Source organism: Peteryoungia desertarenae, assembly GCF_005860795.2.
GTDB lineage: Bacteria > Pseudomonadota > Alphaproteobacteria > Rhizobiales > Rhizobiaceae > Allorhizobium > Allorhizobium desertarenae.
Genome location: NZ_CP058350.1, coordinates 3,203,694 through 3,224,307 on the forward strand (window position 1 = coordinate 3,203,694; position 20,614 = coordinate 3,224,307).

Here is a 20,614-nt window from a genome sequence, read left to right on the forward strand (position 1 = left end):
AAGGATACTACTCCGAATAAGAGGGCTTATGTCATTGCCGGTGACGCTGGAACACAAAGGTTCCCTTTGCGCGACCCGGTGGGAAGCGTGAATGCCTGCCTCTCAAGTTGATGTTGGCGGTCCAGCCTCGTGAGCTTCAGGACCACTGTTCAGCGGCCTCTTTAGAACCGCTCAATGAGGAATTTCTTTGGCACCGCAACAAATCTGCTGCGAAAGACGTTCAAGCCCGGTTGCCTGGGCTCACTTCAAGGGAGGAAATCAGCAATATCGCGGCAAGGCAACGAGCAGGCGGTGAAGCGTCTCGATGGTTGAGCTGTCGGCCACGCCGTCAACGCGGACAGGCCTGAAATGCCGTTGGAACGCGGTTACGACACCCGCCGTCTTTTCACAGAATTCACCTGTGATATCAATATCGTATCCATAAAGCGACAACATCGATTGCAAGGCCTCGACCGGCTGGCCCCGGTCTCCGGTCTGGAAGAAGCGACCGCCACCAAGCGGTGCCGGCTCAACCCAATGGCCGACCCCTGCCGCCGCCAACCTCACCCAAGGGAAGTTCTCACCCGGATCGACCTTGCGAACAGGGGCCACATCCGAGTGCGCAAGCACCCGTTCTGCTGGGATTCCGTGGCGTTTGACGCAATCAAGACACAATTCGATCAGTGCGTCGATCTGTTTGTCGGGATAGTCGGGCAAGCCGGCGGGGTGACCCGGATTGGCAATCTCGATACCGATGGACCTGGAATTGATGTCTGTCTCGCCCGCCCAGAAACTCTTCCCGGCATGCCAGGCGCGGCGCGCTTCCGGCACCATCTGGACAATCCGGCCGTCTTCATGAACCAGATAATGGCTGGAGACCTCACTTTCCGCGTTGCAAAGCCAGGCCTGCGCCGCGTCCGCAGACGGCATGCCGGTATAATGCAGAAGGAGGATATCGGGACGGTCGACGGCAACCCGTTCGCCATGGTTCGGCGATGGCACGACCTCCGCCAACCGACAGTCAGGCAGAAAATCACTCATGCCGCCCGGCGTTCTTTCTCAATCGCAGAATAGGCTTCGTTGAACTTGGCCATCCGGTGGTTGGCGACACTGTGGAATTCCTGCGGAATACCACGAGCCTGCAACCTGTCGGGATGATGTTCGGCAGCCAGCGCACGATAACGCTTGCGGATCGTTGCAAAGTCATCAGACGGATCGACACCAAGCACCCCATAGGGATCGCCATTCACATACATATGGCGTTCCGTGATCATCTCGAAGCGAGCCTCGGAGATCCGGAATATCTCGGCGATTCTGGTGAGGAATGCCATCTCGCTTTCATGCACCAGCCCATCCGCCTTCGCGATATGGAAAAGCGCATCGAGAATGTCTTCAAGAACCGGGCAGAGCTCTTCACAGGTACGGCACATATTGGCGAGGTTTTGGGCATAGGCCTCGAAGCCTGCCACGTCCTGGCGTGCCAGATTGTAGAGGCGCGCGACATTCTTTGCCTCTTCCGGCGGAAAATCGAACACGTCGCGGAAAGCGTCAACCTCGGCTGTCGTCACAACACCATCGGCCTTCGCCATCTTCGCCGAAAGCGCAATGATCGCGACAGAGAATGAAACACGCCGCCTTGTCTCGGGATCGCCTTCGAAAACGGTGCGGATGGCTTCAATCAGACCATTCAGCACACTGCCCGCAGCATCGCCGACTGCGCCGAGCAATCGGTCCCACAACGACGATATCTGTTCACAGGCAAAATCGAATATCATGAGTGAGCTTGACCAAATATCCCGGCAAAATGCAAGAGAGCGATAGGTGCGACAGATTAAACTTTATTCATGTTTCCTTGCAGTTTGCTGAAACAATACACATGGCATCTCTCCAATTGATTGGACTATTCACGGACTGCATGCGACCGGCTTGATGAAAGCCAATCCGGAAGCTCACTGGCCCCACATGACCCAGCAGACATCTCAGGAAACGTCGCGCAATGCCCTCGGCCTCACCCTCGGCGCGATCGGGGTCACCATTTTCGGCCTCACTTTGCCGATGACACATATCGCACTGACCGGTTTTTCTCCCGAGGTGGTCACCTTCGGCCGCGCAGTGATCGCGGCAATGGCAGCGGGCGCGACACTGCTCTTCATGCGCAAGCGATTGCCAAGGGCTGTCATCTCGACCCTTTTTCTGGCGGGGCTTTGTCTTGTCTATGGTTTCCCCATATTCTCATCCATTGCGATGCAGACCCTGCCAGCTGGTCATGGTGGCGTCGTTCTCGGGCTCCTGCCACTTCTGACATCCATTTTCGCGGTGATCGTCGATGGCGAACGTCCAAGTCCGCTTTTCTGGGTCTGCGGCGTGATTGGCGCGATTCTGGTTGCCGTCTTTTCGGCTAGACAAAATGGCTTTCATTTCGAACTCGGCGGCCTTTGGCTGCTGGCGGCAGCCATTTCCGCATCGCTTGGCTATGTTCTGTCAGCACGAGTGGCCCGTGATCTCTCAGGCTGGGAAGTCATATCCTGGGCCCTGATTCTCACCCTGCCGATTTCGATCGTCGGCCTCGCCTTCACCCTTCCATCGGGAGTTTCAGCCCCGAGCAATCAAGCCATTGGCGCTCTCCTCTACCTGAGCCTTTTTTCGATGTTCGGTGGCTTTATCTTCTGGAATGCAGGGCTGGCAATCGGCGGGATCGCGAGGGTGGCGCAGATCCAGTTGATGCAGACATTCGTCACGCTGCTGTTTTCCACAATCCTGCTTGGCGAGCATATCGACATTGAAACGATTATATTTGCAGTCGCAGTCGCTTTCGTCGTCTGGCTGGGCCGAAAGGCCCGTTTTTCCTGATTTTTTGCCTTTACAGCACCTTCCTGCTGTCGCATCCATTCGCCCGGTGAAGAAGATGGCAGGCGCTCGACCAGAGCTCTGAAGGAGGATTGATGGCCAAACAGAAAGTTGCAATGCTGACCGCTGGTGGCCTCGCCCCCTGTCTCTCCTCGGCTGTCGGCGGACTGATCGAGCGTTACTCAGACATCGCGCCGGAAGTCGAACTGGTAGCCTACAAGTCAGGCTTTCGCGGCCTGCTGATGGACTACAAGATCGAGATCACCAGGGAGATGCGCGAAAAGGCCTTTCTGCTGCATCGCTATGGCGGTTCGCCCATTGGCAACAGCCGCGTGAAGCTCACCAACACCGCTGACTGCGTCAAACGTGGACTGGTCAAGGAAGGCGAGAACCCGCTGCGGGTCGCAGCCGAGCGGCTGGCGGCAGACGGTGTGACCATCCTCCATACCATCGGCGGCGACGATACGAATACGACGGCGGCTGATCTGGCGGCCTATCTCGGCGCCAATGGCTATGACCTGACGGTTGTTGGTCTGCCGAAGACCGTCGACAACGACGTCGTTCCGATCAAGCAGACGCTTGGCGCCTGGACCGCGGCAGAAGTCGGCGCCCGCTTCTTCGATCATGTCTCGAACGAACAAAGTGCCTCGCCGCGAACCCTAGTGATCCATGAGGTCATGGGTCGCCATTGCGGATGGCTGACGGCTGCGACCGCGCGCGCCTATATGCAGCGCACCCAGCACAACGAATACATCGAGGGCTTCATGATGAACCAGGAGCTCAAGAACATTGACGGCCTCTATCTGCCCGAAACCCATTTCGACATGGAGGCAGAGGCCGTCCGCCTCAAGGACATCATGGACCGCACCGGTTTCGTGACGCTGTTTGTTTCCGAAGGCGCCTGCATGGACGAAATCGTCGCCGAGCGTGAGGCCGCCGGCGAAGAGGTCAAGCGCGACGCTTTTGGTCACGTCAAACTCGACACGATCAATGTCGGCAACTGGTTCCAGAAACATTTTGCCAAACTCATCGACGCAGACCGCTCGATGGTCCAGAAATCGGGCTACTACGCCCGTTCGGCACCGGCGAATGCAGAAGACCTGCGCCTGATCCAGAGCATGGTGGATCTGGCAGTCGAAAGCGGCCTCAACAAGGTCTCCGGCGTGACCGGCCATGACGAAGACAAGGGCGGGCGGCTGCGCACCATCGAATTCCCCCGCATCAAGGGCGGCAAGGCATTCGACCTCAAAACACCCTGGTTCCAGGAAGTGATGGACTATCTGGGTCAGAAGTATCATCCGATCAATTGACCTGAAGCCGGAAAACTGGCTTCCTCTTGTCTGGAGGAGTTAGTCCAATGTCCCACGAAACCTGGGTTGCATTCGCGGTGGTTTCTGCCGCGTTTCTGGCCATTCCCGGACCACCTATGCTGCTGGTCGTCAGCTATGCCCTCGGCCAGGGTCGCAAGGCCGCCCTGGCTGCCATCAGTGGCGTGGCACTTGGCAATCTGATGGTATTTTGTGCCGTGCTGTACCTGCTCGCAGGCCTCCGATGGCTATCGCCGGGCGCTCTGACAATAATAGGCTGGGCCGGACTGTTTTATCTCGGCCTCCTTCTGGCAGCCACCCTGCGCGCACCTGCGGGCCGGACGCTGATCGCAGACAATGACAACCTGGCCGTGGAGCGGCCCATGAGCATTCTGCTCGAAGGAGTGCGAACCAGCATCCACAGCCCTCGAAACTGGGTCGGCTTTGTCGCAATCCTGCCGTATTTCATGCCGGCTTCACTCCTTATGAGCGAGCCCATCGGCACGATGCTCACAAGCCTCGCAGCACTCAGTCTTATGATCGCATTTGCCTATGCGATGCTGGCGGCAAGGATCCATGGCCTACTGAGAAAACGCAAGCCAAGACGGGTAGTTAGCTTCAGACACGACACGGTCCTGATCGCCCGTCGTGCAGTGACTGCGGGTTACCGCAAGATCGCTGCCTGAGCGACAAAACAGGCCCCTCGTCACGCACCCGTCGCAGCCTGCTTGCCGCCCATTTGAGCATCGCATAAGAATGGCATCCGAAGGACGCGATGATTTGCTCGCGTGCCGAAACGATGAGTAGGCGACAGTATGTCTCGCGAATTGAACCGCAGTGTAGTTTTGTGTCTGGCAGCGGGACTGCTGGTCGGCGCAACGAGCTGTACCGCGATTGATGATAGCGTGAAGGCTGACCTCGCCAGCGGGACATCACTGTCACCCAACTCACCCGAGATGCGCGCCGCCCGCGCAGCAGAGACCGCCAGCCTTGGCTCGACACCAACGAGCAGCGAAGTCGCCGCTATCACAGCCGATCAACTGGCTGCAGCCAATCCGGGACCTGCGCCAAAGATACCGGGTACCGATACGTCGGCTCCCATACCGCAACTCAAGGCATCCGCCCTCGCCTCGACGACAACGACAGACGCTGCCAAGGCGCTCGATATGGTGACTTCGCCGTCAGGCAGTTCACAATCTTCCGTTCCCGCGCCAACGGCAACAGTCGAGCTTGCGGCGTCGTCTCCTTCGGCGACAGCGCCCGCGAACTCTGCACTGCAGCCCCCGGTCACCCTTGCCTATGCCAATCCCGCGCGCAATCTCGATCTGACAAGCTTCGGCGATCCCTTTGATGTGACGCCACCGAAGGATGTCCAGGAGAAAGAAAGCCGAAAGTCCACCACTGGTCCCACCGTGATCAACGCCCTCGTGGAGAAATACGCGGCCAAGTACCAGATGCCGGCCGAACTCATCCACCGTGTTATCAAGCGGGAAAGCACCTACAATCCTGCTGCCTACAGCAAGGGCAACTACGGCCTGATGCAGATCCGCTACAACACCGCGCGCGGACTTGGCTACAAGGGTACCCCGGAAGGTCTCTTCGACGCAGAGACCAACATGAAATATGCCGTACGCTATCTGCGCGGTGCATGGCTTGTGGCCGACAAGGATCATGACCAGGCGATCCGGCTTTACTCGCGCGGCTACTATTACGATGCCAAGCGCAAGGGAATGTTGCACGTCCTCCAAGGAGGCTGACGCCATCCCACCGGTTCGGCTTCACTGCAGCGCTGAGCGAACAGCGCTCACAAGCTCTGCCGGACTATAGCCCTGCCGCACCGGCGTGAGGCCAAGCCGGACGACGACGAGATCCTCCGCTGACGAAATCGCAATCGACTGGCCGTCATGTCCGCGCATCCAGAAGACATCCTCCGGCAGCCCTGAAGCATCCAGTTCCCTCTGCCCCGGCGGCAGGAACCACGTCTGCATTTTCGAATAGGCGCCGTTGGACGTTCCGTTCGGCGCCCGCATCAGATCGACGAAGCCGTCAGGCAGAAGGCGTTCTCCGTTCCACACCCCATCATTGGCAAGGAAAGCCCCGATACGGGCCCAGTCACGTGCGGTTGCATACATATAGGAACTGCCGACGAAGACCCCCGCAGTATCTGCTTCGAGTATCGCGCTCCCCATGCCAAGTGGTTTGAACAGCGCATCGTGAGGATATCTCTGCGCCTGTTCCAGCGAAGGAAACAGGCTCATCCAGTAACGGGACAGGATCACGGTTTCCCCTGAGGAATAATTGAAAGCCTTGCCGGGCTCTTCTTTCAGGGGACGTGAAAGCGCAAAACTCGAAGCAGTGGGCTCAAGATAGAGCATGCGGGTCACGTCGGTCACGCTGCCATAGCTCTCATCGAAGTCGAGGCCGCTCTCCATGGCGAGAAGATTGGCGAGGCTGATCTCCGCGCGCTCATCACCGCTCCATTCGGCGAACAATCCGCTCGCATCAAGTGTCATCAGACCATCGGCGACCATCCGGCCCATGATGGCCGCCGTCACAGACTTGGTCATCGACCAGCCAAGCAAACGACTGTCCGCATCGAAACCGTCACCATAGGCCTCTCCAACGATCCGCCCATTCTTGACCACCACCACGGCCCGCATTCCGGGGCCAAGCAGGTCGGGATCGGTAAGGATATCGGCTAGCCGCGGATCAGGTGTTTCGACGCGCTCGCCATCGGGCCAAGCCGCCGAAACGTCCTGGGCATTGATCGGCGCAAGCTCGACCCCCTCCTGCGCAGCCGGATCGACCTCCCCCTCTGGCGCAACGGCACAGCCAAGTCCGGGTCGATGGAAGGCGGCATTTCCTGCAAAGACGCCGGCCATCCTGGCAGCGACCCAGCCACGCTCATCGTCCACATCAACGCTGACAAGCCTGAGAAGTGGATGCCCCGGCGCCTGCACATCGACTTCGAGCACATCCTGCGAATCACGCCCCACCAGAAAGACATTCGAGCAGACCATCTTGGCCGCATAACCGGTTCCGACCCGCAGCAACTCCGGCGGCATGACCGCGAGCCAGGCCACGGCAAGGGTGACGAGTCCGAGAAGCAAAAACGCGGCAATACGTGCCGATCGGCCCAAAAAGCTCATAGACTTCTCCGTTTATGCGCTCTTCGAGCGGTTGGATATGCAGCTCGCCTCATGAAATCAGGAATGCAGCTGCATTTAAACCATTCAGATGACAGCAGCATAGACAACCTGCTCGGTAACCGCGTCATCAGACTGTTGCACGCTGAGGGTAAAGGCCTCCAAACCTCAACGCATGACGGATCAAGACATGACAGAGATTGCACCGGATGCTGGCTTCAATGAAAACACCAAGCTCAAGGACGCGCTGCTTCAGCACCGGGCCATGAGCAAAGACGGCTTTTCCGAACGGCTCTTCGGCTATCTGTTCTCGGGTCTCGTCTACGCGCAGATCTGGGAAGATCCTGATGTCGACATGGAGGCGATGGAACTTTCCGAGGGCCATAGCATCGTCACCATAGCGTCCGGTGGCTGCAACATGCTGGCCTATCTCAGCCGTAGTCCTTCCCGCATCGATGTTGTCGATCTCAACCCGAATCACGTCGCCCTGAACCGTTTGAAGCTCGCCGCATTCAAACATCTGCCGGACCATCAAAGCGTCGTCCGTCATCTTTCAACCGAGGGCGACAGCGCAAACAGCACTCTCTTCGATCGCCATATCTCCCCGCACCTCGATCCGGTAACACGGGACTACTGGAATGGCCGAACCATAACGGGTCGTCGCCGCATTTCGGCATTCAATCACAATTTCTATCGCACAGGTCTGCTGGGTCGCTTCATCTGGATCGGGCACATGCTCGCACGCCTTCACGGCGTCAACATGGGCGACATGGTCAAGAGCCGTTCCATGCGAGAGCAACGTCACTTCTTCGACACTCAGATCGCACCGCTTTTCGACAAACCCTTCATCCGCTTTCTCACAAGCCGCAAGAGTTCGCTTTTCGGTCTCGGTATTCCGCCGCAGCAATATGATGAGCTCGCAAGTCTGTCCGATGATGGTACCGTTGCTCCCGTGCTTCGGCACCGTCTGGAGAAGCTGGCCTGCTATTTCCCCCTGAAGGACAACTATTTCGCCTGGCAGGCATTTGCCCGCCGCTATCCGAAGCCTGATGAAGGCACCCTGCCAACCTATCTGAAGGCTGAGCACTATCCGGCAATCCGCAGCGGTGTCGATCGGGTGACCGTTCATCACGCAAGCGTAACGGAGCTCCTGGCAACAAAACCCGCTGGGTCAGTCGATCGATACGTGGTTTTGGACGCGCAGGACTGGATGAACGACCGCCAATTGAACGAACTCTGGAGCGAGATCACCCGTACCGCCACTTCTGACGCCCGGGTCATCTTCAGGACCGCCGCGGAAATAAGCATTCTGGATGGTCGCCTGTCGGACAGCCTTCTGTCGCAATGGACATACCGTCGGGAACAGTCAGAAACCCTGAACCGGAAGGATCGCTCGGCAATCTACGGCGGCTTCCACATCTATGAGAAGAATGCATGACGGAGGCTATTGCAGTAGACGGCAACCTGGACAAGCCACATGCCGAGCGCATGGACCGGATGTATCGCTACCAGCGCTACATCTATGATCTGACACGCAAATACTACCTTCTCGGTCGCGACGAAACGATCAGGGGCCTCGAAGTTCCCGCAAAAGGTTCGGTGCTGGAGGTCGGCTGCGGCACGGGACGCAATCTTTTGCTCGTCCAGAAGCACTTTCCCGACGCTCAACTTTTTGGCCTCGATATCTCGGCTGAAATGCTCACCAGCGCAAAGGCCAAGTTCGAAGGCTCTGATCATGCGCCGGTCCTTGCCGTCGCTGACGCAACAGCCTTCACCACGGACACCTTCGATGTTGGCGGCTTTGACCGAGTGCTGATTTCCTACGCGCTTTCCATGATCCCCGACTGGCAAAGAGCCCTCGACTGCGCAATTGCTGCCCTTTCCCCAAATGGATCGCTCCACATCGTCGACTTTGGTCAGCAGGAGAGGCTGCCGGACTGGTTCTCATCCATCCTGAAGCGATGGCTTGCGCGTTTCCACGTGACGCCACGAGCGGACCTGCGAGCTGTCCTTGAGCAGAAGGCCAAAGCAGCGGGCATGACGCTTGAATTCTCCGCGCCATTTCGCGGCTATGCGTGGAAAGCAGTTCTAAGCCATCCTTAGGCGCTGACGCCCACCATTGCATCCCGCCGGAGTTTAGGCATGATGAATGCAACCGGTTCTGCCTGACACGTCTTTCGCCAGCAATGCATGTCCATGACGTAATGGCGGCCCCTTGACCCAGCGCCGTGGACAAAAGCTGATGTGGCTGCTCATCCGGACACTCCTGCCTCTATCAATTCTGATCAGTGGTTGCTCACCCGCGAGCACCGATCTGTTGGAGAGTGCGGTAAAGCAGGCAAAATTCGCTGACAACGACCCGCAGCATTTCGAAGGCCGCACACCCCACCGCCACGATGTCCACGGCATCGACGTATCCAAGTGGAATGGTGCGATTGACTGGATTGCCGTGAAGCGCTCGGGGGTAGCTTTCGCCTTCATCAAAGCGACAGAAGGCAAGGATCGGCTCGATCCAAAATTCCACACCCATTGGCAGGGTGCCACAGACGCAGATCTGCCCCATGCCGCCTATCACTTCTACTATTTCTGTTCGAGCGCCGCAGAACAGGCCGACTGGTTCATCCGCAACGTGCCCAAGGAAGCCAATCTCCTTCCGCCAGTCCTGGATGTCGAATGGAATCACACCTCCCCAACCTGCCGCCATCGTCCCCCACCAGAAACCGTGAAACACGAAATGAAGGTCTTCATGGACAGGATCGAGGCGCATTACGGTCGACGCCCGATCATCTATACTTCGGTGGATTTTCACCGGGACAATCTGGTCGGCGCTTTTCCGGATCATCATTTCTGGGTTCGGGCCGTCGCACAGCATCCCGAAGTCGTGTATCCGGACCGGAACTGGACCTTCTGGCAATACACTTCAACAGGAATTGTACCCGGCATCGACGGCGAAACCGACATCAATGTCTTTGCCGGTTCCAGACAGAACTGGCACAGCTGGGTTGCGTCCGTGTCCCGATAACCAGGCTTCCTCTCGGAACGGGATCGCAATTCTCGCAACCTCAATCTTTGCCATCTCGTTTTCGTCAAAAACTGTCATGATAAGAGGCAAGGAACATTTTGGAGGACCGAAACATGCGTCATGCCCTGCGCCCCGCCATCTGCCTCGCTCTACTGATGGGCTCGTCCGGCATGGCTGCCGCCAATCAATGCGGTGGCGATCTGGCAACATTCCTCGTCGGCGTGAAGGCCGAGGCTGTTGCAGCAGGCACGCCCGCGGCAATCGCGGACCAGGCATTGGCTGGAGCCGCAATTGATCAAAAGGTCCTGTCGAGAGACCGCGCCCAGGGTGTCTTCAAGCAGACATTCCTTGAATTTTCGCAACGCACAGTCAGCCAGTCGCGGCTGGACATTGGCAAGAAGAAGCTTCAGCAATACGCCGATGTCTTTGCCCGTGCCGAACAGGAATATGGCGTCGCACCCGGTGTAATCGCAGCATTCTGGGCCATGGAAACAGACTTTGGCGCAGTTCAGGGCGATTTCAACACGCGAAACGCCCTGGTAACACTGGCCCATGATTGTCGCCGCCCCGAACTCTTCCGCCCGCAATTGCTCGCCCTCATCAAGATGGTAGAGCATGGGGATCTGGAACCGGCCACGAATACGGGTGCCTGGGCCGGTGAAATCGGTCAGGTCCAGATGCTGCCGAGGGACATCATTGAATTCGGCGTTGACGGCGATGGCGACAACCATGTGAATGTGAAGGGAAGCAGCCGGGACGCCATTCTGACAGCTGCCAAGTTCATCCAACACCTGGGTTTTCGACGCGGTGAACCCTGGATCCAGGAAGTGACGATCCCTGAAGATCTGCCGTTTGAAAAAACCGGTCTTGGAAGCACGATGACCGCCGGCGACTGGTTCGGCCTCGGCGTCGAGCCGCGTGACGGCAACAGGAACCATGGGGGCTTGCAGGCTTCGCTCGTGCTGCCTCAGGGCCGCAAGGGGCCGGCCTTCATCACCTATCCCAATTTCGACATCTACTTAAAATGGAACCAGTCCTTCATCTACACGACGTCTGCGGCCTATTTCGCCACCCGCTTGACGGGTGCGCCCGTCTACCAGAAGGGCAACCCGGAGCAAGGTTTGAACGATGATCAGATGCGGGCGCTGCAGACGCGTCTGCAGGCCCTGGGCCATGACGTCGGCAAGATCGACGGCATCCTTGGTTCGGGCACGCGCACCGCCGTCCAGAAGGAACAGCAGCGTCTTGGCATGCCGGCTGACGCCTGGCCGACCCCTGCCCTTCTTCAACGCCTCTAGAACCGTTCATGAGCAAGAACCGGGTGGTATTAGTCCTGTCCGAAGCCTAGCTTCGGACAAACGATTCCCAAAGGCTCACGTCATGACCACTCGCCCCTCTCTGGCCCCGACACCAAAAACTTGGGGACTGTTGATTCTGCTGGGCTTCATCTGGGGCGGATCCTTCTTTCTCGCACGTTATGCCGTGGGTACGATACCGCCCTTCACGCTGGTTTTCCTGCGTCTGTCGCTGGCGGCTCTTGTCCTTCACATCTACCTGATGGGAAGGCATCAGCTATACGGGCATTTGAAACGACTCTGGCAGCCTTTTCTGCTGCTGGGCCTCCTCAACAACGCCATTCCCCATACGCTCATTTTCTTCGGACAAACGGAAATCGGGGCTGGCCTCGCAGCGATCCTCAACGCGACGACACCCATCTGGACCGTCCTCATTGCAAACCGGCTGACCTCGGATGAAAAACTGAGCCGTTTGAAGATCGCAGGAACAATGCTCGGCCTTGCAGGAACGGCCGTGCTGATAGGACCAGGCGCATTCGTGAAAACCGACATTCCGCACTGGGCGCTCATCCTGCCCATACTTGCCGCCATGTCCTACGGGCTCGCCGCGACCTATGGCAAACGCTTCCGTGACGTGCCACCGGAAGTGACGGCAACCGGCCAGATGACAGCGTCAGCGATCATCATACTTCCCGTATGCCTCCTGGCGGACGCGCCCTGGACCTTGCCGGCCCCATCGCTCACTGTCATCGCTGCAGTGCTCGGCCTCGCGCTGGTCTCGACCGCCTACGGCTATATCCTGTTTTTCAAGATCATGGCCCAGGCGGGCGCAACCAACACGTCGCTGGTAACGCTGCTTGTCCCGCCAAGTGCGATACTGCTCGGTTTCATCTTCCTGAACGAAACCCTCCACATCCTCGATGTCGCCGGGATGGTTCTGATCGGACTCGGCTTGGTGGTTCTCGATGGAAGATTGGTCACCCGAGTGTTCAATCAACGCTCCAAGACGAGCCCCTGAATATGAAGGGCTGTGGTCAAACCGGTCGCCGATACGATCACGCTTGTTAAAAGACATTAACATCAGCGGAGCCTGCGCAAGAGGCTGTTTTTTCTACGAAAATATATCGATAGAGGCGTTTATCCACTGATCTGCGCTGCAATGCAGCACATAATTCGCTTCCCAAACGACACAAAACGGACATAATAGCTAACGTCAACGCAAGGAGGCAGACATGGGACTGACCAATTCGATTAATGTCCTTATCGTCGGTGCAGCGTTTGTGTTTATCACCACCATGCTGTTCATCTGACGCTGTCAGAGCGGACCAAGACGCGTGAAGCGGCCGGGGATGGCCGCGGATATCAAAAAAAGTTCAAAGAAAATAAGGGCGCAGAACCAAGCCGGTTCTGCGCCTTTTGTAGTTGATCGCCAACGTGAGTTCAGGCCGCAGCGCCAGACAAGCTCCCTGCCTTCGGACGCAGACCCAGCTTTTTCAGGGTCGCGTTCGTAAGCGCCGAGCGATTCATCGTGTACAGGTGGAAATCGTTGATCCCGCGCGCGACGAGATCGGCGATCTGTTCGGCTGCAATATCGGCGGCCATATCCGCCCGCGCCTGCGGTTGGTCATCCAAGCCGGCAAACCGCTCATCGAGCTTGACTGGGATGGATGCTCCGCACATCGACGCAAACCGCTTCAACTGTGTGAGATTCTGGATCGGCATGATGCCCGGAATGATGGGAATGGTAATTCCGGCAGCCCGGACCTTCTCAAGGTAGCGCTCGAAGATATCGTTGTCGAAGAAAAACTGTGTCAAGGCCCGGGTAGCACCAGCATCGACCTTTCGCTTCAACATGTCGATATCAATACCATCGTCAGCACTTTCGGGGTGCCGCTCCGGATAGGCCGAAACAGACACCTCGACATCCTTGCGGGCACGAAGAGCCGCAACGAGATCATAGGAACTGGCAAAACCGCCCGGATGCGGGACGTATTTGCTACCAACACCATTCGGCGAATCTCCACGCAACGCAACGAAGTGACGGACACCCGCAGCGCAGAACTCGTCCACCACCTGCAGAACCTCGTCACGTGTTGCGCCCACGCAGGTCAGGTGCGCAGCTGTCGGCATCGGCGTTTCTGCGATCATCCGCCGGACCACAGCCAGTGTCGGTTCCCGTGTCGTGCCCCCGGCTCCATAAGTGACAGAGACAAAATCAGGCTGCCACAGGGACAGCTCCTCCACGGTCTGCCACAGCTGACCTTCCATATCGGGAGATTTTGGCGGGAAAAACTCGAAGGATATCCGCACAGCCTTGCGCGCGTCGCTCGATAGTTCGCTTTGTGCCATGATATCAACTCCCGGTCTTGAAAAGTGTTTGTACGCGGCTGACCTCGCCCGCATCCGCCGCCTTGCCGGCCAGCCAGATCGTGACCGTCAGCCCCTTGGACCCATCGCCATCCGGCCGAAGATCAACGATCTTCTCGACGGTCAGGCCGAGCTTTGTCAGCCAGTCGCCCATGATGGCGCGTGAAAAACCAAGCCGGACATGGGCGTGCTCGTGGCGCAGATATTCGAGATCATGCGGCGCCAGATCGATAATGGCCAGCCGCCCGCCGGCTTTGAGCAAACGAGCAGCTTCGGCAAGGGCAAGTTCAGGATGCTCCAGAAAGTGGAGGACCTGGTGGATGGTGACGAGATCGAATTCGCCGGAATCGAGCGGCAGATTGAGGATGTCGCCGTGGCGGACAGAAGCAGAGACGATCCCCGCCTTGTCCATATTGGCACGCGCGACCGACAGCATGTCACGGCTGGCATCGATGCCGATGGCGCGGCGATAATGACCTGCAAGAAGCTGCAATATGCGTCCGGTTCCGGTACCAAGATCGAGGAGTGCCTCAACCTTGTCCTGTCCCAGAAGCGCCAGCAGTGCTGCTTCCACCTCGGTGTCATTGACGTGCAGCCGACGAAGTTCATCCCATTCCGCTGCATTGCGGCTGAAATAGGCCTGTGCTTTTTCCGCTCTGGCACGCTTGACTGACGCCAGACGCTCTGCATCACGCATCAACACCGGATCGCTACGCAGGACCGCTGTCAGCAGCCCCTGCGTCAGAGCAGCAGCCTCGGCATCCTGTCGCAGCCGGAAATAGGCCCAGGCACCTTCCTGATAGCGCTCGACGAGCCCTGCCTCGGTCAGTAGCTTCAAATGGCGTGATATGCGAGGCTGAGATTGACCGAGAATTTCGGTCAAATCCGTGACTGTCAGATCACCGGCGGAAAGAAGGACGAGCAGCCTGAGACGAGTCGGCTCGCCCGCCGCCTTCAACAGATCAACCAAAGCCTCCAGTCCGAATTGCATCTTCGCCTCTACGCCAATCAAGATATAAAGATATCTTTATGTCGCTTGCGACAATTCCGCAAGTCCCATTTGCCTTCGCGGGACAGAAAGGACCGTAAAAATGACAATGGCCGCCCTGGGGCGGCCATTGGACGGGCATCTTTTTCGCTCCGACTGCAGGCTCAGAACTCTTCCCAGTTGTCGCGGGCGAGTGCCGTATTGCCGGAGACGGCTGGCATGGCAGGGCGGGGACGGCTGGCGGACGGGGCTGGCGCCGGTTGACGAGCAACAGGTGCAGCCGCTGGTGTTGCCTTGGGACTGGACGCGACGGCAGCCCCCTCACCCGTCCGGAACTGACGCAGGAGTTCGGCAAGATTGGCTGCCTCCTGCGCAAGGCCGGCTGAGGCCGCATTCATCTCTTCCACCATCGCCGCATTCTTCTGCGTCGACTGGTCCATGTGGTTGACCGCCGTATTCACCTCGCCGAGACCGACCGATTGCTCCTGCGCGGCAGAGGCGATCGCATCCATGTGCTCGTTGATGGCCTGCACAAGGCCCGCAATCGCCGTCAGACCGTCACCCGTCTCGTTGACCAGCTTCACGCCTTCCGAGACCGCAATTTCCGAGTTGCTGATCAGTGACTTGATTTCCTTCGCCGCATTGGCGGACCGCTGTGCCAGTTCACGCACTTCCTGGGCCACAACCGCAAAGCCCTTGCCCGCCTCACCGGCGCGCGCTGCCTCAACGCCGGCATTCAGCGCCAGGAGGTTCGTCTGGAAGGCGATCTCGTCAATGACGCCGATGATCTGGCTGATCTGCTTCGACGCATGCTCGATCCGCTCCATCGCCGTGACGGCATTGCCGACGACAACGCCCGACTGCTCTGCACGGCTGCGGGTATTGCGCACGATATCGCGCGCTTCGCCTGACCGACGCGAGGTTGAAGTGACATTGGCTGTGATTTGCTCAAGGGCCGCTGCCGTCTGCTCCAACGACGCCGCCTGCTGCTCGGTGCGCTTTGCAAGATCGCCGGAGGCCGAGGAGATTTCCCCCGAACCGCCGCTGACGGCACTGGCTGCACCGCCAACCGAGATGAGTACGGCGCGCAACTGCCTGACCGAGGTGTTGAAGTCGTGACGGAGGGCTTCGAACTGCGGCGCGAACTGCTGATCGATCTCGCACATCAGGTCGCCAGCGGCCAGCCGCTTGAGACCGGCTGCGAGCGTGCCGGTTGCCTGCGTGAGGCGGGCTTCGGCTTCAGCCTCGGCACGGGCCTGCATTTCGATCCGTTCGCGCTCATTGGCAAGGCGGCTTTCCTCGGCTGCCGTCTCCAGTTCGCGATTGCGTTTGGCAGCCTCCTGGAAAACCTCTACCGAACGGGCCATCTCGCCCATCTCGTCCCGGCGCTGTGCTCCGGGAACGACGACAGAGAGATTGCCGCTGGCAAGCGTACGCATGCAATTCGTCAACAGGCCCATCGGACGAATGACCTTGCTCAGGATCACCATCATGCCAATTGCCCCGAGAAGGAGCACGAGGACGAAGAGCGCGAGGAACCAGATCATGTTGCCCAGCGCGCTTGCCTTTGCCGCCTTGGCGTCGTTGTTGAGCGTATCCATGGCAAGAGAGGCAACTGCGGCGATCGAGTTGATGGCCGGGGTGGTTGCGGCGCGCCACTGGTCGATTGTCAGCGGCGGGTTTTCGCCACTGCTGATCTTGGTGACGAAGTCGGCGCGCATGTCAGCGAACTGGCCCTTGAAATATGACCGCTCGGCGGCCTCGTAAGCATCCTTGATGGGCCTTGGCGTATCAGGGTGATTGACGAGCACGCCGACCTTACCCCAGGCAAAGGCTGCGGTCGCGTCGGCCACGGCAAGCCTCTGCTGCAGGGCGCCGTCGATGGGTTGGCCGGCCGTGGCGGCATTGTTGAGGATGATGAGGGCATCGCCGGCGGTTGCACGGGTCGACCAGGCAAAGACGCGCATCTGGATCATCGGTGTGAGCGATGGTTCGAGCATCCGCATGCGTGCCTCCGTCTCAAGTGATGCCTTCTCTAGTTCGGTGAGGAAAGCCCCGCCGACAGACATCCAGTTCCGGGTCAGGTCCGGATCGCGAGCCTCCGGAGGCTTTGCCAGTTGCTCATCGATCGTCTTGCGAAATGCAAGTATCGTCTCATAGCTTGCCATAACGCTGGTGATCGGGCCGCCAAGCGCGGTTGCGTCAAGCCGTGCAGCAACTGCCTTAGCCTCGTTCATCCCGGCATCAACGGCCGCACGCCGCTTTTTCATCGACTCGACAGAGCCGGCACCTTCTGCCGCACCCAACGCGATGGCCGAACGGCTATCGCCACGCTCGCTGCGGAAGGCCAGAAGTGCCTCGAACAGAGCCTTGTCGAAGCCGGTCAGTTCCGAGACTTCTGCATAAACCTGGTAATTTCGGTAGGAATTCAGAAGCGAGTGGGCAACCAGCACGGAAAGCAACAAACTCAGCAGTGCAAAGACACCGATCAGGACATTTCTGATGGAGAAGGACATAATTTACCCTCGGTGAAGTTAAAATCGACTGCAATGCAACATGATATATTCTAACTTATCGTTAAAAAACCGAGAATGAGAAAAGGATAAACCTATAAAATACTTATAATCTAACGTATTGCTTGGACGCGCTCACCGACCCGTCACCCAGCGATCCGCCCTGGAACTTGACTTTTCCCCCGCCACGCGTCGTGAGAGACCATAAGCGTCCAACTGCCGGAAAGAGGTAAAGGCACGTCAGAACAACCGTCAGCACACCTTCCGGCAGGGTAAAAAAAAAGCCCGCACAATCGTGCGGGCCCTAGGAAACTGGTGCGAAAAGCTTGGATTCGATTACCGCGTCAGGCGCTTATAGGCCTGGCTGCCCGGGTTCAGTGCGTCAGGCCCGAGACGGCGGATCTTGTCCTGCTCGTAATCTTCGAAGTTGCCCTCGAACCACTCGACATGGCCATCGCCTTCAAAGGCGAGGATGTGGGTCGCCAGACGGTCGAGGAACATGCGATCGTGGCTGATGATGATGGCGCAGCCGGCAAAGGCTTCGAGCGCGCTTTCAAGCGCACCGAGCGTTTCGGTATCGAGGTCGTTGGTCGGTTCGTCGAGGAGCAGGACGTTGCCGCCGGCCTTCAGCATCTTGGCCAGGTGCACACGGTTGCGCTGACCGCCGGAGAGATTACCGACCTTCTGCTGCTGATCGCCGCCCTTGAAGTTGAAGGCGCCGCAATAAGCACGCGAGTTCATGTCGAACTTGCCGAGCTTGATCACCTCAGCGCCGCCGGAAATTTCTTCCCAGACGGTCTTGTTGGCATCGAGCGCATCTCGGCTCTGGTCGACATAGCCGAGATGCACGGTATCCCCGATGCGGATCGTGCCGGCATCCGGTTTTTCCTGGCCGGTGATCATCTTGAACAGCGTCGACTTGCCCGCACCGTTCGGACCGATGATGCCGACGATACCGCCCGGCGGCAGCTTGATCGAGAGATCATTGATCAGTGTGCGGCCTTCAAAGCCTTTCTTGATGCCTTCGAGTTCGATGACCACATTGCCAAGACGCTCGGAGACCGGGATGATGATCTGCGCATCGCCGGGGCGAATGTTTTCGGCTGCATCAACCAGCTGTTCATAGGCTTTGATACGGGCCTTGGACTTGGCCTGACGGGCCTTCGGGCTGGATGCAATCCATTCCTGTTCGCGCGATAATGCCTTCTGGCGACCGGCTTCGTCGCGGGCTTCCTGCTGCATGCGCTTGGCCTTGGCCGTCAGATAGGCCGAATAATTGCCTTCGTAGGGGATGCCGCGACCACGGTCGAGCTCGAGGATCCAGCCGGTGACATTGTCGAGGAAGTAGCGGTCGTGGGTGATCATCATCACGGCGCCCGGATAATCGCGCAGGTGCTTTTCAAGCCAGGCGATCGTCTCGGCGTCGAGGTGGTTGGTCGGTTCGTCGAGCAAGAGCAGATCCGGCTGCGAGAGCAGGAGGCGGCAGAGCGCGATACGGCGACGCTCACCGCCCGACAGCACGGTGACGTCCGCGTCCTTCGGCGGGCAGCGCAGGGCTTCCATAGCCATTTCGACCTGCTGTTCGAGGTCCCAGAGGTTCTGGCTGTCAATGATGTCCTGGAGCTTGGCGCCTTCGTCGGCGGTCTCGTCGGAATAGTTCATCATCAATTCGTTGTAACGGTCGAGCACGGCCTGCTTGTCGGCCACGCCTTCCATGACGTTTTCGAAGGCGTTCTTGTTCGGATCGAGCTTGGGCTCCTGCTCCAGATAACCGACGGTCGCGCCATCGGCGAGCCAGGCTTCCCCGGTATATTCCTTGTCCTGGCCGGCAATGATGCGCAGCACGGTCGACTTACCGGCACCGTTGGGGCCCAGAATACCGATCTTCGCATCGGGGTAGAACGAGAGATGGATGTTCTCGAGAATCTTCTTGGCGCCGTAGGACTTGCTGAGTCCCGACATGTGATAGATGAACTGGCGTGCCATGGGGTATTGCTCCGGCGGGAATGGAAATTTGCCGCTATGTAGGCGAAACTGGCCCAAGGAGCAATGCGAGGCGCTGTGAAAAGACGAGTTTTGAGCGCTTTACCAGGCATCAGCCCAGGCAATTTTTGCCGCCGAGATCGTCATTCCCCGCTTGCACGGATCGAACGATTGCCATTCTATCGCCGGCACCGAAGCGGAGGAGAGCATGTTCGAGGATCGTCACCAGCTTGCGACGCCATCAGGCGCCAACCTCGCCTACCATAGTCTTGCGGCAAAGGGGCATCCGCGGGCAATCGTGCTGATCTGCCACGGTCTGGCCGAGCATTCATGTCGCTATGGTCATTTTGCCGAAGAGCTGGCGGATCACGGTTACCATGTCTACGCGCATGACCATCGGGGACATGGCGAGACCCAGGCTCCGGACGCATCACTCGGACGTTTTGGCCGAAAAGGCGGCTGGCGACTGGTGATCGAGGATGTCATGGCCATGCGGACATTGGCCCTGAGCCAGCATCCCGGCCTCCCCGTAATCTTGTTTGGCCATTCCATGGGCGGCCTCATCTCCTTGAATACTGCGATCTCTCATCCAACGGCGTTTGATGCGGTTGCAGTCTGGAACTCGAACTTCCACCCCGGCATCGCCGGCAGGGTCGCCCAAGCCGTGCTCGGCATCGAACGCGTCATGAAAGGATCCGATGTACCAAGCGGTCTCTTGCCGAAGGCGACCTTCAACGCCTGGGGAAAAGCCATCCCGGGATACCGCACCGGCTTCGACTGGCTTTCCCACGATTCGCATGAGGTGGATGCCTATATCGCTGATCCACTCTGCGGTTTTGATGCCAGCGTCTCGCTCTGGGAAGACATTTTCGCCCTCACCTATCGCGGCCAGGATCAGCGCAAGCTCGCCAGACTACCCCTGACACTGCCGATCAACCTCGTCGGCGGTGGAGAAGATCCTGCCACAGACTATGGCAAGGCAGTCACCTGGTTTGGCGAACATCTGACCTCACTCGGATTCGGACGCACGACGACAACCGTCTATCCGCAGATGCGCCATGAGACGCTCAATGAAGTCGACAAGGCGACCGCAATCGAAGACTTCATCCGCTGGGCAAAATCAGCAGTCTGACGTGATGGCCACGGTGTCACGGCATTGTCGAATGG

General features: G+C 58.5%; 17 protein-coding genes. 10 read left to right on the top strand and 7 right to left on the bottom strand.

Translation table 11 applies throughout. The annotated features are described in order from the left end of the window. Positions 1–258: 258 nt before the first annotated feature. Positions 259–1,020, bottom strand: a complete 762-nt coding sequence (locus tag FE840_RS15625) for an N-acetylmuramoyl-L-alanine amidase (protein WP_138286405.1) — start codon at positions 1,018–1,020, stop codon at positions 259–261. Beyond that, on the bottom strand, positions 1,017–1,754 hold the full coding sequence (locus FE840_RS15630; protein ID WP_138286406.1) for a J domain-containing protein: 738 nt from the start codon (positions 1,752–1,754) through the stop codon (positions 1,017–1,019). The genes FE840_RS15625 and FE840_RS15630 overlap by 4 nt, the downstream gene beginning before the upstream one ends. Positions 1,755–1,941: 187 nt before the next feature. Here FE840_RS15630 and FE840_RS15635 point away from each other — a divergent pair, with 187 nt between their 5' ends. The 4 genes from FE840_RS15635 (at position 1,942) to FE840_RS15650 (ending at position 5,890) form a co-directional block, all read left to right on the top strand. Continuing rightward, positions 1,942–2,829: a DMT family transporter gene (locus tag FE840_RS15635; protein WP_138286407.1), complete on the top strand. Its 888-nt coding sequence runs from the start codon at positions 1,942–1,944 to the stop codon at positions 2,827–2,829. Between the two features lie 92 nt (positions 2,830–2,921). Continuing rightward, a complete protein-coding gene (locus FE840_RS15640) occupies positions 2,922–4,136 on the top strand; it encodes a pyrophosphate--fructose-6-phosphate 1-phosphotransferase (protein ID WP_138286408.1) in 1,215 nt (404 codons plus the stop codon). A 47-nt stretch (positions 4,137–4,183) separates the two neighbouring features. Continuing rightward, the gene (locus FE840_RS15645) at positions 4,184–4,819 is read left to right on the top strand and encodes a LysE family translocator (RefSeq protein WP_138286409.1); all 636 of its coding nucleotides are present in this window, start codon (positions 4,184–4,186) and stop codon (positions 4,817–4,819) included. A 129-nt stretch (positions 4,820–4,948) separates the two neighbouring features. After that, positions 4,949–5,890 (top strand): transglycosylase SLT domain-containing protein, encoded by a 942-nt coding sequence (locus tag FE840_RS15650; protein ID WP_138286410.1) that lies wholly within the window; start codon positions 4,949–4,951, stop codon positions 5,888–5,890. 21 nt (positions 5,891–5,911) lie between these two features. On the opposite strand, the gene FE840_RS15655 is transcribed toward FE840_RS15650, so the two are convergent. Then, positions 5,912–7,282, bottom strand: coding sequence for a serine hydrolase domain-containing protein (locus FE840_RS15655; RefSeq protein WP_138286411.1), 1,371 nt, complete (start codon positions 7,280–7,282; stop codon positions 5,912–5,914). A 187-nt stretch (positions 7,283–7,469) separates the two neighbouring features. On the opposite strand from FE840_RS15655, the gene FE840_RS15660 reads away from it, so the two are divergent. From FE840_RS15660 to FE840_RS15680, 5 genes are all read left to right on the top strand, one after another. After that, positions 7,470–8,717, top strand: coding sequence for a BtaA family protein (locus FE840_RS15660; protein ID WP_138286412.1), 1,248 nt, complete (start codon positions 7,470–7,472; stop codon positions 8,715–8,717). Next, positions 8,714–9,382, top strand: coding sequence for a class I SAM-dependent methyltransferase (locus tag FE840_RS15665; RefSeq protein WP_138286413.1), 669 nt, complete (start codon positions 8,714–8,716; stop codon positions 9,380–9,382). Before FE840_RS15660 ends, FE840_RS15665 begins: the two co-directional genes overlap by 4 nt. Positions 9,383–9,521: 139 nt before the next feature. Further along, positions 9,522–10,301 (top strand): glycoside hydrolase family 25 protein, encoded by a 780-nt coding sequence (locus FE840_RS15670; RefSeq protein ID WP_138286414.1) that lies wholly within the window; start codon positions 9,522–9,524, stop codon positions 10,299–10,301. A 113-nt stretch (positions 10,302–10,414) separates the two neighbouring features. Next, complete coding sequence (locus tag FE840_RS15675; RefSeq protein ID WP_138286415.1) at positions 10,415–11,599, top strand: lytic murein transglycosylase; 1,185 nt, start codon at positions 10,415–10,417, stop codon at positions 11,597–11,599. 82 nt (positions 11,600–11,681) lie between these two features. After that, on the top strand, positions 11,682–12,614 hold the full coding sequence (locus FE840_RS15680; protein WP_138286416.1) for a DMT family transporter: 933 nt from the start codon (positions 11,682–11,684) through the stop codon (positions 12,612–12,614). A gap of 422 nt (positions 12,615–13,036) precedes the next feature. Here FE840_RS15680 and metF read toward each other — a convergent pair whose 3' ends face one another. The 4 genes from metF to ettA form a co-directional block, all read right to left on the bottom strand. Then, positions 13,037–13,945, bottom strand: coding sequence for a methylenetetrahydrofolate reductase [NAD(P)H] (gene metF / locus FE840_RS15685; RefSeq protein ID WP_138286417.1), 909 nt, complete (start codon positions 13,943–13,945; stop codon positions 13,037–13,039). Between the two features lie 4 nt (positions 13,946–13,949). Beyond that, positions 13,950–14,954: an ArsR/SmtB family transcription factor gene (locus FE840_RS15690; RefSeq protein WP_138286418.1), complete on the bottom strand. Its 1,005-nt coding sequence runs from the start codon at positions 14,952–14,954 to the stop codon at positions 13,950–13,952. 161 nt (positions 14,955–15,115) lie between these two features. Next, on the bottom strand, positions 15,116–17,467 hold the full coding sequence (locus FE840_RS15695) for a methyl-accepting chemotaxis protein (protein WP_138286419.1): 2,352 nt from the start codon (positions 17,465–17,467) through the stop codon (positions 15,116–15,118). 333 nt (positions 17,468–17,800) lie between these two features. Next, on the bottom strand, positions 17,801–19,450 hold the full coding sequence (gene ettA, locus FE840_RS15700) for an energy-dependent translational throttle protein EttA (protein ID WP_138286420.1): 1,650 nt from the start codon (positions 19,448–19,450) through the stop codon (positions 17,801–17,803). A gap of 205 nt (positions 19,451–19,655) precedes the next feature. Between ettA and FE840_RS15705 the strand changes: the two genes are divergently transcribed. Beyond that, entirely contained in the window at positions 19,656–20,579 is a 924-nt protein-coding gene (locus tag FE840_RS15705; RefSeq protein ID WP_138286422.1) for an alpha/beta hydrolase, read from the top strand. The last annotated feature ends 35 nt before the right edge of the window (positions 20,580–20,614 follow it).

Bases quoted from the DNA above. Each gene is read 5' to 3' on its own strand.
- FE840_RS15625 (WP_138286405.1), bottom strand. From the start codon at position 1,020: ATGAGTGATTTTCTGCCTGACTGTCGGTTGGCGGAGGTCGTGCCATCG.
- FE840_RS15630 (WP_138286406.1), bottom strand. From the start codon at position 1,754: ATGATATTCGATTTTGCCTGTGAACAGATATCGTCGTTGTGGGACCGA.
- FE840_RS15635 (WP_138286407.1), top strand. From the start codon at position 1,942: ATGACCCAGCAGACATCTCAGGAAACGTCGCGCAATGCCCTCGGCCTC.
- FE840_RS15640 (WP_138286408.1), top strand. From the start codon at position 2,922: ATGGCCAAACAGAAAGTTGCAATGCTGACCGCTGGTGGCCTCGCCCCC.
- FE840_RS15645 (WP_138286409.1), top strand. From the start codon at position 4,184: ATGTCCCACGAAACCTGGGTTGCATTCGCGGTGGTTTCTGCCGCGTTT.
- FE840_RS15650 (WP_138286410.1), top strand. From the start codon at position 4,949: ATGTCTCGCGAATTGAACCGCAGTGTAGTTTTGTGTCTGGCAGCGGGA.
- FE840_RS15655 (WP_138286411.1), bottom strand. From the start codon at position 7,282: ATGAGCTTTTTGGGCCGATCGGCACGTATTGCCGCGTTTTTGCTTCTC.
- FE840_RS15660 (WP_138286412.1), top strand. From the start codon at position 7,470: ATGACAGAGATTGCACCGGATGCTGGCTTCAATGAAAACACCAAGCTC.
- FE840_RS15665 (WP_138286413.1), top strand. From the start codon at position 8,714: ATGACGGAGGCTATTGCAGTAGACGGCAACCTGGACAAGCCACATGCC.
- FE840_RS15670 (WP_138286414.1), top strand. From the start codon at position 9,522: ATGTGGCTGCTCATCCGGACACTCCTGCCTCTATCAATTCTGATCAGT.
- FE840_RS15675 (WP_138286415.1), top strand. From the start codon at position 10,415: ATGCGTCATGCCCTGCGCCCCGCCATCTGCCTCGCTCTACTGATGGGC.
- FE840_RS15680 (WP_138286416.1), top strand. From the start codon at position 11,682: ATGACCACTCGCCCCTCTCTGGCCCCGACACCAAAAACTTGGGGACTG.
- metF (WP_138286417.1), bottom strand. From the start codon at position 13,945: ATGGCACAAAGCGAACTATCGAGCGACGCGCGCAAGGCTGTGCGGATA.
- FE840_RS15690 (WP_138286418.1), bottom strand. From the start codon at position 14,954: ATGCAATTCGGACTGGAGGCTTTGGTTGATCTGTTGAAGGCGGCGGGC.
- FE840_RS15695 (WP_138286419.1), bottom strand. From the start codon at position 17,467: ATGTCCTTCTCCATCAGAAATGTCCTGATCGGTGTCTTTGCACTGCTG.
- ettA (WP_138286420.1), bottom strand. From the start codon at position 19,450: ATGGCACGCCAGTTCATCTATCACATGTCGGGACTCAGCAAGTCCTAC.
- FE840_RS15705 (WP_138286422.1), top strand. From the start codon at position 19,656: ATGTTCGAGGATCGTCACCAGCTTGCGACGCCATCAGGCGCCAACCTC.